This window comes from Kitasatospora sp. NPDC040550, from assembly GCF_055594965.1.
This window is the reverse complement of the sequence record NZ_JBVIWC010000002.1, coordinates 1-14,869: the sequence shown is the minus strand read 5'-3', so window position 1 is coordinate 14,869 and position 14,869 is coordinate 1. Positions and strand designations below refer to the sequence as shown.

The following is a 14,869-nucleotide window of genomic DNA, read 5'->3' as shown; positions in this document are numbered from 1 at the left end:
CGGATGACGTGCGAGCTGTTCAGGCGTTCTCGGTACGGGCGGCGGCGCCGTGGGCGGGGCGGTCCAGGCCGAGGTTCTCGCGCAGCGTGGTGCCCTCGTACTCGGTGCGGAACAGGCCGCGGCGCTGCAGTTCGGGGACGACGAGGTCGGCGAAGTCCGTCAGGCCGTCCGGCAGCACCGGCGGCATCACGTTGTAGCCGTCGGCCGCGCCGCCGGTGAACCACTCCTCCATCGCGTCCGCGATCTCCTCCGGGGTGCCGATCAGCACCCGGTGGCCGCGGCCGCCGGAGACGGACTGGTAGAGCTGCTTGATGGTCAGCCCCTCGCGCCGCGCCTTGTCGTAGACCAGCCGCTGCCGGCTGGTGCTGCCCTGGGTCTCGGGCAGTTCGGGCAGCGGGCCGTCCACCGGGCTGCCGGAGACGTCGACGTCGCCGAGCAGCTGGGTGAGCAGGCCGAACCCGACCACCGGGTCGACGAGTTCCTGCAGCACGGCGTACTTGTCCTCGGCCTCGGCGCGGGTGCGGCCGACCACCGGGAACAGCCCCGGCATGATCTTCACCTGCTCCGGGTCGCGCCCGTGCGCCCGGACCTGCTCGCCCATCGCCCGGTAGAAGGCCTGCCCCTCCTCCAGGGTCTGGCTGGCGGTGAAGATCACCTCGGCCCAGCGCGCCGCGAAGTCCTGGCCGTCGGCGGAGGCGCCGGCCTGGATCAGCACCGGGTAACCCTGCGGCGGGCGGGCCACGTTGAGCGGGCCGGCGACCGAGAAGTGCTCGCCCTTGTGGCCGAGCACGTGCAGCTTCTCGGGCCGGAAGAACTGCCCGCCGTCCTTGTCGTAGAGGAAGGCGTCGTCCTCCCAGCTGTCCCACAGCCCGGTGACCACCTCCATGAACTCGCGGGCCCGGTGGTAGCGGGCGCCGTGGTCCGGCTGGGAGTCCCGGTTGAAGTTGCGGGCCTCGGCGTCGGTCACCGAGGTGACGATGTTCCAGGCCGCCCGGCCCGCGCTCAGGTGGTCGATCGAGGCGAACTTGCGGGCCAGGTGGAACGGCTCGTTGTAGGTGGTCGAGGCGGTCGCGGCCAGACCGATCCGCTCGGTGTGCACCGAGAGCGCGGACAGCAGGGTGATCGGGTCGAACTGCAGGAACCGGCCCCAGCGGCTGAGTTCGTCGGCGTCCTGGTACGGCGTGCGGATGCCGACGCCGTCCGCGACGAAGAACATGTCGAACTTGGCCCGCTCGGCCGTGCGCACCAGGTCCCGGTAGTGGCCGAAGTCCAGGCCGCCGTCGGCCCGCGCCGCCGGGTGCCGCCAGGAGGCGACGTGGTACCCGGGGACGAGCATGAACGCCCCCAGCTTCATCATCCGGCGTGTCCCGCCCATGACCTTTTCCTCCCTGTCCGTTGACGATCGGTCCCGACCCCTGGGGTCGCTCACTGGCCGGGGGCGAACTCCGGCCCGGTCACGCCCCAGTGGGTGTCGTCCGTGACCGGCACCGGCGCACCCCAGTGGGTGTCGTCGGTGACCGGCACCGGCGCACCCCAGTGGGTGTCGGCCGAGGAGTGCGCCATGCCCCAGTGGGTGTCGTCGACCGACCCGCTGCCCGCGCCGGTGACCGCCAGGACCACCCCGACCGCCATCGCGCCGGCCGCCAGGCCGAGCACGGTGCGGATCATGATCCGGGTCTTCGTCATTGCGCTCTCCCCCATGTGCTGTTCGCTGTGCTGTCGTGCGTCCTCGTCCGGCCCGGGGTGTGGTCCCGGTCCGGTTCCGCCGGGCGGCCCCGGCTGGGACCAGTCCAGACCGGTGCGCTTTCCAACCACCTTTCACGTGGCCTCCGCCGCGGCCCGAGCGTCGAAAGGCGATCAGAAGGACTCCAGAAGGGGGTTGCGCTCACGGGCCCGCGGCCGGGAGCTCGGGCGGCGGCTCCGGGTGAGCCCCACGGGGAGGCCTTCGGGCGGCCCCCGGACCGGCTTCCGGACGGGCTTCCGCACCGGCTTCCGCACCGGCTTCCGCACCGGCTTCCGCGCGCGGGAACGCCGAAGGGCCGCCCCCGCCGGATGGCGGAGGCGGCCCTCGGGTGCGGGCGGCCGGGCGTCAGGCCTTGACGCGCAGGACGAGCTTGCCGGTGGAGCCGCGGGCCTCCAGGATCTCGTGCGCCTTGACGGCCTCCTCCAGGGCGAGTTCGGTGGTCTCGATCCGGACGGCGCCGGTGGCGAGCTGGCGGGCGGCCTCCACCAGGTGGCCGTGGACCAGGTCGGGCTGCTGGTCGGCGAGCCCGCCGATGTTGTAGCCGGCCACCGTCTTGGCGGTGTACCACATCTGGTTGGCCTCGTAGGTGTGGTCCTGCTGCGAGGCGTTGCCGAAGACCACGTGGCGGCCGAGCGGGGCCAGCAGGTCCAGGGCCTTGGCGCGCAGCGGGCCGCCGATGGAGTCCAGCAGGATGTCCACGCCGCGGCCGCCGGTCACCTCGGCGAGGCGCTCCTCCAGCTCGTCGTAGGTGAACACCTCGTCGTAGCCGAACTTCTCCTTGGCGAACGCGGCCTTGTCGGCGGTGCTCACCGCGCCGTAGACGGCGCCGGCGCCCAGGTTGCGGGCGATCTGCGCGGCGCCGCTGCCCACGCCGCCGGCGCCGGCCAGCACCAGGACGCTCTCGCCCTCGCGGACCCGGGCCACGTCGTGCAGGATCGCCCAGGAGACCGGCAGGTTGCAGGGGAAGGCAGCCGCGACCGGGCCGGGGATGGTGTCCAGCTCGCCGTCGAGGGCGACGGTCAGCCGCTCGCGGGCCACCGCGACCTCGGCGTAGCCGCCGCCGGCCAGGGTGATCGCGGAGACCCGCTGGCCGGGGCGCAGGTTGGTGACGCCCTCGCCGACGGCGCGGACCGTCCCGGTGACCTCCAGGCCGGGGACGTGCGGGGTACCGGGCTGGAACTGGCCGCGGCGGAACATCACCTCGGCGAAGTTGACGCCCGCGTACTCCACGTCGATCGACACCTCGCCCGCACCGGGCTCGGGGATCTCCACGTCGACGAGGGTCAGGACCTCGGGGCCGCCGTAGCTGTCGAAACGAATGGCGCGCATGGGAATGCCTCCTGGCTGCTGTGCTGTCGAACTGCTGCTGCTACTGGTCTGCCGGCACCGCGGCGAACCGCGTGGACCGCGGCGCACCGCGTGAACTGCCGGGTACTGCGTGAACTGCCCGGTACTACTGGGTACTTCGGGTGGACCTGGCCGGTCCGCTTCGAGCCGCTTCGCGCCCTTGCGGGGCGCGTCGAGCCGCCGAACAGCGGACCGGGTCGGTCGGGGGGCGCCCGCCCGGGCCGGGGGGACCCGGGCGGGCGCGGGGGGGGTGGGACGGTCGGTCGGTCAGTGCTGCGCCGCGCCGTGGCCGAGGCCGGGCAGCCGGCTCCAGCCCCCGCGGTCGGCGTGCTCGGTCAGCACCGGGTCGTCGCCCACCACCGTGGGGTGGCCGACGAGTCGGAGCAGGTCGAGGTCGGAGGAGTGGTCACCGTAGGCGTGGCACTCCCGCGGGTCGAAGCCGCCCCGGTCGAGCAGCTCGCGGGCGGCGACGGCCTTGGCCGCGCCGATCATCGGCCGCTCCAGTTCGCCGGTGAGGATCCCGTCGGCCACCAGCGGGCGGCTGCACAGGACGGTGTCGGCGTCGACGTACCGGGCGATCGGGTCCAGGCAGCCGGGGAAGGACCCGGAGACCAGGACGGTGTGGTGGCCCTGCTCGGTGTGCCGGCGGAAGGCGGCCAGGGCGGGGGCGTGGAAGAGCTCCCCCTCCCCGGTCCGCTGCCGGAACCACTGCTCGCCCTGCTCGGCGAGGTCGGCCTCCCGCACGCCGGTGAACAGCCGGTAGTACGCCCGGTTGACCTCCTCGCGCGGCACGCCGCCGTCCGCCAGCCGGCGGAGGGCGCCGTGGTCCCGCGCGTAGTCGGACTCCGGGCGGCCCTCGACCCGGTACCGGAAGGCCAGGAAGTCGAACATGCTCTTGACGTTGATCAAGGTCTCGTCGACGTCGAAGAAGGCCGCGGGGCCGGTCGGGCGGGTCACTGGGTGCTCCTGGTGTTCGTCGTGGCGTCCGGGCCGCGTTCGCGGCCGGTCGGGCCGAGTCGGGTCGGTCAGCGCGAGCCGGCGACGGCCAGCTCGCCCTCCCGCTCCTGCTCGGTACGGGCGAGGCGGACCTGCTCGACGGTGCGGGCCGCGCGCTTGCCCTCCTTCTGCGAGATCACGTCGCTCTCGAAGGCGGTGAACTCGACCCGGGACAGCGAGGCGCGGGCGCCGCCCTGGTGGACGGCGATCTCGACGCCGAAGGACAGCCGCTCGGGGTTGTCGATGCTCGCGCTGAGGATCTCGTAGTCGACGGTGGCGTCCAGCGGGAACAGGAAGTTCTCGAAGTCCGTGTCGAAGCTCTTGATCACGTAGTAGTACTGCCGCTCCGGCCAGGCCGAGGCGTAGAACCGCTCGGTGACGGCCAGGAACATCTGCCGCGCCGCCTCGATGATGATCATGCCCTGGATGTGCTGGCCGGTGGTGTGGTCCAGGAGCAGTTCGTTGTCGTTGTCCAGTCTCAGGTCCGCCTGGTAGCGCAGCGCGTCGATCTGGCGCAGGCCGGCGATCAGGACGTTCTGCTCGCGGTGCTTGTGCGCCTCGTCCCGGCAGGCCAGGCTCGGCTGCAGCTCGGGCACCGAGATGCGCTCGGCCGCACCGTAGCGGGTGATCTCACGGGCCACCCAGTCCCACTCGTAGGAGCTCATGCCCTGACCGTTGATCAGCGTCAGGCGGAGCTCGGGGTCACTGTAGCGCCCCGCCCGCAGCTCCTTGACGAACCCACCCGCGGTGGCCACTCCGTCGTTCGTGGCCAGAGCGCCGAAGCGGTCGCCGACCAGGTACAGAACCTCGGTCCGATGCGTCATGTCAATGCCCCCATCACATGAAGTGCGCGTGGCGCGCGTCTCTGAACAGGCATAAGGCTCGAATTGCAGCCCTCTCCCGCCTTCCTGACGGGAAGCCAGCTGCCAGGACAGTATCAGTATTCGTAGACAGCTTACGACCCTGTCTCATATCAAGACTTCCCCAAGACTCCCGATGCATGGTCGACCGACCGCCTTGACGTCCGCCACGGCGAACCTATAGCGTCCTCTGCCATGAGTAAGAACCCTGATACCAACCAGGGTTCTTGCTGCTAATCGAACTCATCGACACCTTCGACATCGGAGTCCTCGACCCATGAAGAGCTACCCACGCACCACGCTCGCCGCGGTGTGCATCGCCGGCGGGCTGCTCCCCGCCTCGCTCACCGGCGCCTCGGTGGCCCTGCCGAAGATCGCCACCGACCTGGGCGCGGGCCTCGGACCGCTCCAGTGGGTGGTCAACGGCTACAACCTGACCTTCGCCAGCTTCATGCTCGCCTGCGGCGCCATCGCCGACCTGGTCGGCCGCCGCAGAATGCTGGGCATCGGCATCACGCTCTTCGGCCTCTGCTCCCTGGTCAGCGGCCTGAGCAGCAACATCTACCTGCTGGACGGCGCCCGCCTGCTGGCCGGCGCGGCCGCCGCTGCGGTGCTCACCGCCGGCAGCGCGGTGCTCGCCACCACCTTCTCCGGCCCGGCCCAGGCCAAGGCCTTCGGCGTCCTCGGATCGTCCTTCGGCGTCGGACTCGCCCTCGGCCCCTCCACCTCCGGCCTGCTGGTCTCCTCCTTCGGCTGGCGCTCGGTCTTCCTGCTGCACGCGGCGATCGACCTGGCGCTGCTGCTGGCCCTGCCGCGGATCACCGAGTCCCGTGACCCGGGCGCCCGCGGCGTCGACTGGGGCGGCACCATCACCTTCACCACCAGCCTCGCGCTGGTCACCCTCGCCATGGTCGAGGGCCCCCAGCAGGGCTGGACCAGCCCCGTCGTGCTCGGCCTGCTGGCCGGCTTCGTACTGCTGCTCGCGCTCTTCGTGGTCGTCGAACTGCGCCAGGAGCGCCCGATGTTCGACATCACCCTGTTCACCCAGGGCCGCTTCGTCGCGATCTGCTTCGTCCCCGTCGCGCTCGCCTTCGGCTTCGTCTGCCTGCTGGTCTTCCTGCCCTCCTACTTCATGGGCGCCAACCGGTTCAGCAGCTCCGAGGCCGGCGCCGTGATGCTGCTGCTCACCGCCCCCGTGCTGGTCTTCCCGATCATCGCCGGTCGCCTCGCCCAGAAGATCTCGGTCCGCACCCTGCTGGCCGTCAGCCTGCTGCTGGTCGCCGGCGGCGCCGCCTGGCTCACCACCATCCACCCGGGCATCGGCGTGGCCGGCCTGATCGGCCCGTTCCTGATCATCGGCACCGGCGTCGGCATCTCCTTCGGCCTGCTGGACGGCGCCGCGATCGGCTCCGTCCCGCCGGAGCGGGCCGGTATGGCCGCGGGCATGTTCAACACCATGCGCCTGGCCAGCGAGGCGATCGCCATCGCCGGCATGGGCTCCGTCCTGGTCAGCCTGGTCAGCTCCAACGTCTCCACGAACCTCGACTCCTACGGCAGCGGCTTCACCGGCAACCCGGACGGCCTCGCCGCCAAGGTCGCCCAGGGCAACCTGGCCGACCCGGAGTCCGGCGTCGCCGAGGCCGGCCGCCAGGCCTTCCACACCTTCCTCGCCGACGGCTACACCGACGCGCTGCGCACCGTGCTGTGGATCCTGGCCGGCGTGGCCGCGCTCAGCGCCCCGCTGATCGCCGTGATGCTCCGTGACCGCAAGGCTGCCGCGGCCGCGGTGACCGCCCCGGAGGCCGAGCAGGCCCCCGAGCCGGTCGGCGCCGGGCGCTGACGCCCGCCGCGACGGACCTGACGGCCAGACCCGAGCGACCGGTCCGGGAGGGGCGCGGTGAACCCGCCGCCCCGCCCGGACCGCTCCGCCTCCGCACCTCCCGCACCCCCCGCGCCCGCCACACCCCCCGCGCCCCCGAACCACCGCGAAGGAAGAGATCATGCACAGCCGCCACCTCGGCCCCACCGGCCTCGACGTCGGAGCCATCGGCCTCGGCTGCATGGGGATGACCGACTTCTACACCACCGGCGGCTACGACGAGGCCGCGTCCGTCGAGGTCGTCCAGCACGCCCTCGACCAGGGCATGAACCTGATCGACACCGCGGACGTCTACGGCCCCTTCACCAACGAGGAGCTGCTCGGCCGGGCGCTGGCCGGGCGCCGCGAGCAGGCCGTGCTGGCCACCAAGGTCGGGCTGGTCCAGGAGCCGGACCGGCCGATGTACCGCAACGGCCGCCCCGAGCACATCCACGCCTCGATCCGCGCCTCGCTCAAGCGCCTCGGCACCGACCACGTCGACCTGTACTACCTGCACCGGGTGGACCCGGACGTCCCGCTGGTCGAGTCCTGGGGGGCGATGGCCGAGCTGGTCGAGGCCGGCCTGGTCCGCGGCATCGGCCTCTCCGAGGTCGGCGTCGAGGAGCTGGCGGCCGCGCAGGCCGTCCACCCGGTCGCCGCCGTGCAGACCGAACTGTCGCTGTGGAGCCGGGAGGTGCTCGCCGACGTGCTGCCCTGGTGCTCGGCCCACGGCGCCGCCTTCGTCCCGTACTCCCCGCTCGGCCGCGGCTTCCTCACCGGCGGCTACACCAGCCCGGACGCCTTCGCGGCGGACGACTACCGCACCGCCAACCCGCGCTTCGCCCGGGAGGCCTTCGCCGCCAACCTCGCCATCGTCGAGACCCTGCGGCGGGTCGCCGAGCGGCACGGCGCCACCCCGGGGCAGGTCGCCCTCGCCTGGACGCTCGCCCAGGGCGAGCAGGTCGTCCCGATCCCCGGCACCAAGCGGCTCGGCCACCTCGCCGAGAACGCCGGCGCGGCCGACCTGCGGCTGCCCGACGCCGACCTGACCGAGCTGGACTCCGCGCCGGCCCCGGTCGGCTCGCGGTACTGACGCCCGGTCACCCGCCGCTCCCCCCGCCCCACTTCACCACCCCTCCCCCACGCCCGACCCCCCGACCCGCACCAATCACGAGGAGAGACCTTCCATGGCACAGCAGCGCACCCTGGGCGCCGAGGGACCCGCCGTCGGCCCGATCGGCCTCGGCTGCATGGGGATGAACTGGGTGTACACCTCCCAGCTGCAGAGCACCGCGGAGTCGATCGGCGCCATCCGGCACGCCGTCGACCTCGGCATCACCCTGCTCGACACCGCGGACCTCTACGGCCCCTTCACCAACGAGGAGTTGCTCGGCGAGGCGCTCCGCGGCGGGCTGCGCGAGCAGGTGGTGCTCGCCACCAAGGGCGGCCTCAAGGCCGGCCCGGAGTCCCACCTCGGCTCGGTGCAGGTGTCCGCCGACGGCCGGCCGGAGCACCTGCGCGCCGCCGTGGAGGGCTCGCTGCGCCGGCTGGGCACCGACCGGATCGACGTCTACTACCTCCACCGGGTCGACCCGAGGGTCCCGCTGGTGGAGAGCTGGGGCGCCCTGGCCGAGCTCCAGCAGGCGGGCAAGATCGTGCAGTTGGGCCTGTGCGAGGTCTCCGCCACCCAGCTGGACGCGGCGCACGCGATCGCCCCGGTCGGCGCCGTGCAGTCCGAACTGTCGGTGTGGAGCCGGGACCCGCTGGCCGAGGTGCTGCCCTGGTGCAAGGCCAACGGCGCCGCCTTCGTCCCGTTCTCCCCGCTCGGCCGGGGCTTCCTGGCCGGCCGCTTCGACGGCGAGAACGCGCCGGACCAGGACGACTTCCGGGCCCGGCTGCCGCGCTTCCAGGAGGAGGCGCGGGCGCAGAACCAGCGGATCTCGGACGGCATCCAGAAGGTCGCCGCCCAGCACGGCGCCACCCCCGCCCAGGTCGCGCTGGCCTGGACGCTGGCCCAGGGCGAGCACGTCGTGCCGATCCCCGGCAGCACCCGCCGGCTCCACATCGAGCAGAACGCCGCGGCCGCCGAGGTCCTGCTGAGCGCCGACGATCTCTCCACGTTGGACTCTCTCCCGGCCCCCGTCGGAACCCGCTACTGACTTACCCCATAGACGAGTTCGTTTCCCGAGTTGTAACTCAGGGCTCTACGAAGTATTAAGGTTCTGAGTAGCAGTTCAGGTTCCGACCACCGAGGAGGCCCCGTGGCTCCCCCCGACCAGGACGTCCCCTCCCGAAGGCTGGGACACCTCCTCAAGCAGTGCGAGCAGACCATGATGGCCGCGCGCGGCCGGGCGCTGCGCACGGTCGGCCTGACCGTGCCGCAGTACCTCACCCTGCGGGTGCTGGCCGAACACCCGGACGCGTCCGGGGCGCAGCTGGCCCGGCACTGCCTGGTCACGCCGCAGACCATGGCCACCCGGCTGGCCTCCCTGGAGGGGCGCGGGCTGGTCCGCCGACAGGTCTCCTCGGTCCACTCGCACGTCTTCACCGCGCGGCTGACCGAGGAGGGCCGGGCCCTGGCCGTTCGGGGCGAGGCGGCCGAGCACACGGCCGAACAGCGGCTGGTCAGCTCCTTCCTGGCGGAGGAGGTGGTGGTTTTCCGCTCACTGTTGCGGCGCGCCGTGGCAGCGGTGTCCGCACCGGAAGCCGACCCGGTTGGCCCGAATCAGTTCGTACGTAGCGACTGATCAGCCCACTGATGTACCTTAAAGTCCGAATAATCCGCCGTGGGGGGCAGCCAGGGATGCGATCACTGTGACCGAAAACAGTTCCAACCAGCCGAACACAGCTCCGCTCGATTTCCACGACCGCCTGGGCCATGCCATCAAGCGGGCCGAGCAGGCGCTGATCGGCGAGAAGACCCGCGCGCTGCGCACCGTCGACCTGACGGTCCCGCAGTACGTGACCCTGCTCGTGCTCCAGCAGTCCTCCGGGATGTCCGGGGCGCAGCTGGCCCGGGAGTGCATGGTCACGCCGCAGACCATGACCACGATCCTGACCAACCTGGAGAACAAGGGCCTCATCACCCGTGAGACGTCGAGCGTGCACCAGAAGGTGCTCGTGGCCAAGCTCACCCGCTCCGGCCGCACCTTGGCGAAGAAGGCCGACACCTTGGCCCGCGGGGTCGAGAAGCGGCTCACCGACGCCTTCGACGACAGCGAGCAGGCCCAGCTGCGCGAGCTGCTGGAACGCTCGGCGGCAGCCCTGCGCAAGACCGACTGAGCCGCGCCGCGGCAGTACCGCGGTACCGGGCGGAAGGCCGCCCCCTGGACGCCCGATCACCACCCGGGGCGTCGAGGGGGCGGCCTTTCCCATGTCCGCGGCCGACTGCCCCATACTTCGGATACAGCCGATGGTCCACCAACTCATTAATGTTGCGATACTGGACAAGGCATTGACCTGAGTCAGGCCTCTGATACTGTATCGATCATGCAGACAGCGCAGCAGCACGCGTCGTCCATCGGCATCCTCGGCACCGGGTCGCACCTGCCCGCGAACGCCGTCGACAACACCCTGGTCGGCTCCCGGGCCGGCGTCACCGCCGAGTGGATCCAGCGCAAGACCGGCATCAGCGAGCGGCGCTACGCCGCCGAGGGCGAGGCCACCTCCGACCTCGCCGCGCACGCCGCCCGGGCCGCCCTCGCCGACGCCGGGATCCGCCCGGGCCAGCTGGACCACATCGTGGTGGCCACCTCCACGCCCGACCACCCGCAGCCCGCCACGGCCGCCATCGTGCAGGACCTGATCGGCGCCGAGCAGGCCGCCGCCTTCGATCTGAACTCGGTCTGCAGCGGCTTCGCCTTCGCCCTGCACACCGCCCACCGCCTGATCGCCGACGGCGGCCACGCGCTGGTGATCGGCGCCGACGTCTACTCCCGGATCATCGACCCCACCGACCGCCGCACCGCCATCCTGTTCGGCGACGGCGCCGGCGCCGTCGTGCTCGGCCCCGTCCCGGCCGGCTACGGCATCGAGACCTCCCTGCTGGAGACCTTCGGCCGGCACCACCGCACCATCCGGGTCCCGGCCGGCGGCAGCCGTAGACCCGCCTCGCCCGAGAGCCTGGCCGAGGGCGCCCACTGGTTCGCCATGAACGGCCGCGAGGTCCGCGAGTTCGTCACCGACCGGCTGCCGTTCACGGTCAAGGAACTGCTCCGCCGGGCCGACCGCACCGGCACCGAGGTCGACCACTTCGTGCCGCACCAGGCCAACGGGCAGATGCTGGCCGAGATCCTGCCCTCGCTCGGCCTGGACCGCGCCCGCACCCACCTCACCGTCGCCAAGTACGGCAACACCGGCGCCGCCTCCGTCCCGATCACCCTCGACGCCGCCAACCGCGCCGGCGCCCTGCGCGACGGCGAACTGGTGCTGCTCTCCGGCTTCGGCGGCGGCATGTCGATCGGCAGCAGCCTGCTGCGCTGGCACGCCGCCGCGTAGTGGCGGCGCACCGCCCGCCCCCGAACGACCTCCCCTGACGACGACGGGAACCCGCACCGCAACCGGCCCGGCACCCGCCCGACACCCGTACGAGAGAAGAGACGTGACCAGCAGCGCCGACCCCACCGCCCCCCGCCCCACCGGCAGACGGCCCGTCCTGATCGTCGGCGCCGGCCCGGTCGGACTCACCTCCGCGGCCGAACTGCTGCGCCGCGGCGTCGACGTCCACCTGGTCGACCGCGCCCCGGCCCCCTCCCCGCTCACCAAGGCCCTGCTGGTCTGGCCGCGCACCCTGGAGGTGCTGCGCCGGCTCGCCGACCCGGCCGGCACCGCCGCCCGCAGCCTGCCGGTCGACGCCTTCCACTACTACTCCGAGGGCCGCCCGATCGCCACGCTCGACCTGACCGGTCGCGCCCAGCCGGTGATCCTCCCTCAGCCCGAGATCGAGGACCTGCTCGGCGCCGCCGTCACCCGGCTCGGCGGCGAGGTCGAACGCGGCACCTCGCTCGCCGGGCTGGAGCAGCACCCCGACCACGTGGTCGCCGTGCTGCGCGACGCCGACGGCACCGAGCGGCGCGCCGAGTACGCGTACGTCCTCGGCTGCGACGGCGCCGGCAGCACCGTCCGGGAGCTGCTCGGCCTCAGCTTCGAGGGCCTCACCTACCCCAACACCTTCATGCTGGTCGACGCCTACGTGGACGGCCCGCTCAAGCACGACGCCGCCCACTACTTCTGCTCCTCGCGCGGCGTGCTGGTGATCATCGGCCTGCCCGGCGGCCGCTCCCGGGTCTTCACCTCGCTCCCGCCCGGCCTCGCCCCCGAGGACGCCACCCTGGAGCTGATGCAGCAGGTCGTGGACGAACGCGGCCCCGGCGGCCTCACCCTCCGCGACTCCGCCTGGACCAGCACCTTCGCGGTGCACGCCCGGCACGCCGAGCGCTACCGCGAGGGCCGGGTGTTCCTGGTCGGCGACGCCGCGCACATCCACAGCCCGGCCGGCGGCCAGGGCCTCAACACCGGTGTCACCGACGCCCAGAACCTCGCCTGGAAGCTCGCCCTGGTCTGGCGCGGCGAGGCCGGCGCGCCCCTGCTCGACAGCTACCACACCGAGCGCACCCAGGTCGCCCGCGCCGTCGTGCGCCAGGCCGACCTGCAGACCCGCGCCTGGCTGCTGCGCAAGCCCGCCCAGGTCACCGCCCGCGACCGGGCCGCCGCGGCCGCCTCCCGGTTCGGCCTGTTCGACCTCGACTACATCCCCTGGCTGGCCGGCCTGCGCACCGTCTACGGCGAGGGCCGGGAGACCAGGCTGCGCAGCTGGAAGCTCTGGGGCCACCGCTTCGTGCCCGGCGCGCTCACCCCCGACCGGCAGGTCTGGGACCGCCGGCTCGGCCGCCGGCTGTCGCTGCGCGAGGCCGTCTCCGACCTCCAGCACACCCTGCTGGTCGAACTGCCCGGCACCGCCCTGCCGCCGCGGGTCGCCCGCGCCCTGGAGGAGGCCGAGAAGCGCCACCCCGGGCTGCTGGACGTCCGGGTGCTGGACGCCACCGGCACCCTGCACGACGGCGCACCGGCCGAGCCGGGCCCGGGCACCCGGCCGCACGGCGCCGGCCGCGCCGCCGGCCGCCCGGCCGGTCGCGGCTCCGTGGTGCTGGTCCGCCCCGACCAGCACGTCCACACCCGGCTCCCGCTGCACGAGGCGCACCGGATCACCGCCCTGCTGGACGAGGCCCTGCACCACCCCGCCCGCTGACCCCGCCCGCCGATCCCGCCCGCCGGCCCCGCCCGCCGGCCCCGCCCGCTGACCCTCCCCTAAGGACCGCCCCGATGCGCTTCGACCCACCGCCCCGGATCGCCGCCGTGGTCGACTGGCTCCCCCCGACCACGGACACCGCGGCAGCGGCGGTCGCCGGGGGCCGGGTCACCGCCGAGAACGCCGCCAAGGACGGCTACCTCGAACTGCCCGTCAGCGACGGCCCGTCGGGCCCCGAGATGGCCGTCCTCGCCGCCGCCAAGGCGATCGGCGAGGCCGGCTGCCCGCCCGAGTCGATCGGCCTGGTCGTCCACGCCTGGATCTACCACCAGGGGCACGACTTCTGGTCCCCCGCCCACTACGTCGCCCAACACGCGGGCGCCGTACGGGCGGTGCCGCTCGGCGTCCAGCAGATGTGCAACGGCGGGGCCACCGCCGTCGAGCTGGCGGCCGTCCGGCTGGCCGCCGACCCGGCCCTGGAACGGGCCCTGGTCACCACCGGCGACCGCTTCGCCGCCCCCGGCTTCGACCGCTGGCAGGGCGACTACGGGGTGGCCTACGGGGACGGCGCGACCGCGCTCGTGCTGGACCGCGAGCGCGGCCCGTACCGGCTGCTCGCCGCGCACACCGCCGCCGCCCCCGACCTGGAGTCCATGCACCGCGGCCACGACGCCTTCTCCGCCGCGCCCCGCGCCAACGGCGAGACCCTCGACATCCGGCGCACCAAGAAGGCCTTCCTGGGCGACGGCCTCGGCCCGCAATTCGCCGCCACGGCGGGCGAGGGCGTGGTCCGGGCCGTCCGCGGCGCCCTCGCCGACGCCGGCCTCGCCCCGGACGACGCCCGGCTCAGCCACCTGCTGCTCCCCCGGCTCGGCCGCACCGTCCTGGAGACCGCCTACCTCCCGGCCGTCGACGGCCTCGGGCTCACCGGCGTCGAGGTGCTCGACCTGGGCACCCGCACCGGCCACCTGGGCGCGGGCGATGCCGCCGCCGGCCTGGCCCACCTGCACGCCGGCGGCCTGCTCGAACCCGGCCGGATCGCCGTCCTGCTGAGCGCCGGTGCCGGCTTCACCTGGACCGCCCTGCTCGTCGCCGCCGAGTGAGCGACCGGCCGCCACCCGTCACCGACTGACCACCGAGGAAACCCCGATGCCCGACACCCCCGCCCTCACCCCCGGCACCGTCCTGGTGCTGGTCGACCTCCAGCAGTGGATCGTCAGCCGCCCGGTCGCCCCGCTCAGCGGCCCGGAGGTGGTCCGCTCCGCCGCCCGGCTCAAGACCGCCTTCGAGGCCGCCGGCCGGCCGGTCGTCCTGGTCCGCTACGCCCGGATGGACGGCAGCGACGGCGGCCCCGACTCCGCCTTCAACCGCTTCGCCCCCGAGGTCGCCGCCCGCCCCGGCAACGAGGTCGTCACCAAGTACGGCATCGACGCCTTCGCCGGCACCGACCTCGCCGACCGGCTCAACCGGCTCGGCGCCACCGACCTGGTCATCGCGGGCATCGCCACCGAGTACGGCGTCGGCGAGACCGTCCGCACCGCCGTCAACCTCGGCTACCCCACCACCGTCGCCGAGGACGCCGTCGCCGCCCTCTCCCCCCAGGGCCACGCCGCCGCCGTCGACGCCTTCCACCGCATGGGCGTCACCGTCACCCGCACCGACTCCCTGCTCACCCCCACGGCCTGACGGCCAGGGAGCACCACTGAGCCCCCGCCCGGGACCCTTAGGTTCTAGTGGTCGTTGCAACACCCCAGCTCAAGGGGTGTTATGGACTTCGAGATTCGGAAGGACCGGGGTGCCAAGGGGCCTCGTCTGAC

General features: G+C 73.2%; 14 protein-coding genes. 9 read left to right on the top strand and 5 right to left on the bottom strand.

Annotated elements, in window-relative coordinates:
* Nucleotides 1–19 precede the first annotated feature (19 nt).
* The 5 genes from ACZ58X_RS02870 to ACZ58X_RS02850 all read right to left on the bottom strand — a co-directional run bounded on the left by ACZ58X_RS02870 (nucleotide 20) and on the right by ACZ58X_RS02850 (nucleotide 4,911).
* Entirely contained in the window at nucleotides 20–1,375 is a 1,356-nt protein-coding gene (locus ACZ58X_RS02870; RefSeq protein WP_470331901.1) for an LLM class flavin-dependent oxidoreductase, read from the bottom strand.
* Between the two features lie 50 nt (nucleotides 1,376–1,425).
* Nucleotides 1,426–1,686, bottom strand: coding sequence for a hypothetical protein (locus ACZ58X_RS02865; protein WP_470331900.1), 261 nt, complete (start codon nucleotides 1,684–1,686; stop codon nucleotides 1,426–1,428).
* Between the two features lie 403 nt (nucleotides 1,687–2,089).
* Entirely contained in the window at nucleotides 2,090–3,073 is a 984-nt protein-coding gene (locus tag ACZ58X_RS02860; protein ID WP_470331899.1) for a quinone oxidoreductase family protein, read from the bottom strand.
* Nucleotides 3,074–3,358: 285 nt separating this feature from the next.
* Nucleotides 3,359–4,048, bottom strand: a complete 690-nt coding sequence (locus tag ACZ58X_RS02855; RefSeq protein ID WP_470331898.1) for an HAD family hydrolase — start codon at nucleotides 4,046–4,048, stop codon at nucleotides 3,359–3,361.
* 68 nt (nucleotides 4,049–4,116) lie between these two features.
* Nucleotides 4,117–4,911 (bottom strand): AfsA-related hotdog domain-containing protein, encoded by a 795-nt coding sequence (locus ACZ58X_RS02850; protein WP_470331897.1) that lies wholly within the window; start codon nucleotides 4,909–4,911, stop codon nucleotides 4,117–4,119.
* A gap of 313 nt (nucleotides 4,912–5,224) precedes the next feature.
* Between ACZ58X_RS02850 and ACZ58X_RS02845 the strand changes: the two genes are divergently transcribed.
* The 9 genes from ACZ58X_RS02845 (at nucleotide 5,225) to ACZ58X_RS02805 (ending at nucleotide 14,738) form a co-directional block, all read left to right on the top strand.
* On the top strand, nucleotides 5,225–6,787 hold the full coding sequence (locus ACZ58X_RS02845) for an MFS transporter (protein ID WP_470331896.1): 1,563 nt from the start codon (nucleotides 5,225–5,227) through the stop codon (nucleotides 6,785–6,787).
* A 160-nt stretch (nucleotides 6,788–6,947) separates the two neighbouring features.
* Nucleotides 6,948–7,898 carry an aldo/keto reductase gene (locus ACZ58X_RS02840; protein WP_470331895.1) on the top strand — a complete coding sequence of 317 codons (951 nt, stop codon included), beginning with the start codon at nucleotides 6,948–6,950 and terminating at the stop codon, nucleotides 7,896–7,898.
* Nucleotides 7,899–7,992: 94 nt separating this feature from the next.
* The gene (locus ACZ58X_RS02835) at nucleotides 7,993–8,964 is read left to right on the top strand and encodes an aldo/keto reductase (RefSeq protein ID WP_470331894.1); all 972 of its coding nucleotides are present in this window, start codon (nucleotides 7,993–7,995) and stop codon (nucleotides 8,962–8,964) included.
* A gap of 102 nt (nucleotides 8,965–9,066) precedes the next feature.
* Nucleotides 9,067–9,552, top strand: a complete 486-nt coding sequence (locus ACZ58X_RS02830) for a MarR family winged helix-turn-helix transcriptional regulator (protein ID WP_470331893.1) — start codon at nucleotides 9,067–9,069, stop codon at nucleotides 9,550–9,552.
* Between the two features lie 67 nt (nucleotides 9,553–9,619).
* On the top strand, nucleotides 9,620–10,087 hold the full coding sequence (locus ACZ58X_RS02825; protein WP_470331892.1) for a MarR family winged helix-turn-helix transcriptional regulator: 468 nt from the start codon (nucleotides 9,620–9,622) through the stop codon (nucleotides 10,085–10,087).
* A 207-nt stretch (nucleotides 10,088–10,294) separates the two neighbouring features.
* Complete coding sequence (locus tag ACZ58X_RS02820; protein WP_470331891.1) at nucleotides 10,295–11,302, top strand: 3-oxoacyl-ACP synthase III family protein; 1,008 nt, start codon at nucleotides 10,295–10,297, stop codon at nucleotides 11,300–11,302.
* 103 nt (nucleotides 11,303–11,405) lie between these two features.
* Nucleotides 11,406–13,052 (top strand): FAD-dependent monooxygenase, encoded by a 1,647-nt coding sequence (locus tag ACZ58X_RS02815; protein ID WP_470331890.1) that lies wholly within the window; start codon nucleotides 11,406–11,408, stop codon nucleotides 13,050–13,052.
* Between the two features lie 74 nt (nucleotides 13,053–13,126).
* Nucleotides 13,127–14,155: a 3-oxoacyl-[acyl-carrier-protein] synthase III C-terminal domain-containing protein gene (locus ACZ58X_RS02810; protein WP_470331889.1), complete on the top strand. Its 1,029-nt coding sequence runs from the start codon at nucleotides 13,127–13,129 to the stop codon at nucleotides 14,153–14,155.
* A gap of 46 nt (nucleotides 14,156–14,201) precedes the next feature.
* Entirely contained in the window at nucleotides 14,202–14,738 is a 537-nt protein-coding gene (locus ACZ58X_RS02805; RefSeq protein WP_470331888.1) for a cysteine hydrolase family protein, read from the top strand.
* Nucleotides 14,739–14,869: the final 131 nt, after the last annotated feature.

What these genes read in the sequence shown, in the direction of transcription:
- ACZ58X_RS02870 (WP_470331901.1), bottom strand. Translation starts at nt 1,375, where the DNA reads ATGGGCGGGACACGCCGGATGATGAAGCTGGGGGCGTTCATGCTCGTC.
- ACZ58X_RS02865 (WP_470331900.1), bottom strand. Translation starts at nt 1,686, where the DNA reads ATGACGAAGACCCGGATCATGATCCGCACCGTGCTCGGCCTGGCGGCC.
- ACZ58X_RS02860 (WP_470331899.1), bottom strand. Translation starts at nt 3,073, where the DNA reads ATGCGCGCCATTCGTTTCGACAGCTACGGCGGCCCCGAGGTCCTGACC.
- ACZ58X_RS02850 (WP_470331897.1), bottom strand. Translation starts at nt 4,911, where the DNA reads ATGACGCATCGGACCGAGGTTCTGTACCTGGTCGGCGACCGCTTCGGC.
- ACZ58X_RS02845 (WP_470331896.1), top strand. Translation starts at nt 5,225, where the DNA reads ATGAAGAGCTACCCACGCACCACGCTCGCCGCGGTGTGCATCGCCGGC.
- ACZ58X_RS02840 (WP_470331895.1), top strand. Translation starts at nt 6,948, where the DNA reads ATGCACAGCCGCCACCTCGGCCCCACCGGCCTCGACGTCGGAGCCATC.
- ACZ58X_RS02835 (WP_470331894.1), top strand. Translation starts at nt 7,993, where the DNA reads ATGGCACAGCAGCGCACCCTGGGCGCCGAGGGACCCGCCGTCGGCCCG.
- ACZ58X_RS02820 (WP_470331891.1), top strand. Translation starts at nt 10,295, where the DNA reads ATGCAGACAGCGCAGCAGCACGCGTCGTCCATCGGCATCCTCGGCACC.
- ACZ58X_RS02810 (WP_470331889.1), top strand. Translation starts at nt 13,127, where the DNA reads ATGCGCTTCGACCCACCGCCCCGGATCGCCGCCGTGGTCGACTGGCTC.
- ACZ58X_RS02805 (WP_470331888.1), top strand. Translation starts at nt 14,202, where the DNA reads ATGCCCGACACCCCCGCCCTCACCCCCGGCACCGTCCTGGTGCTGGTC.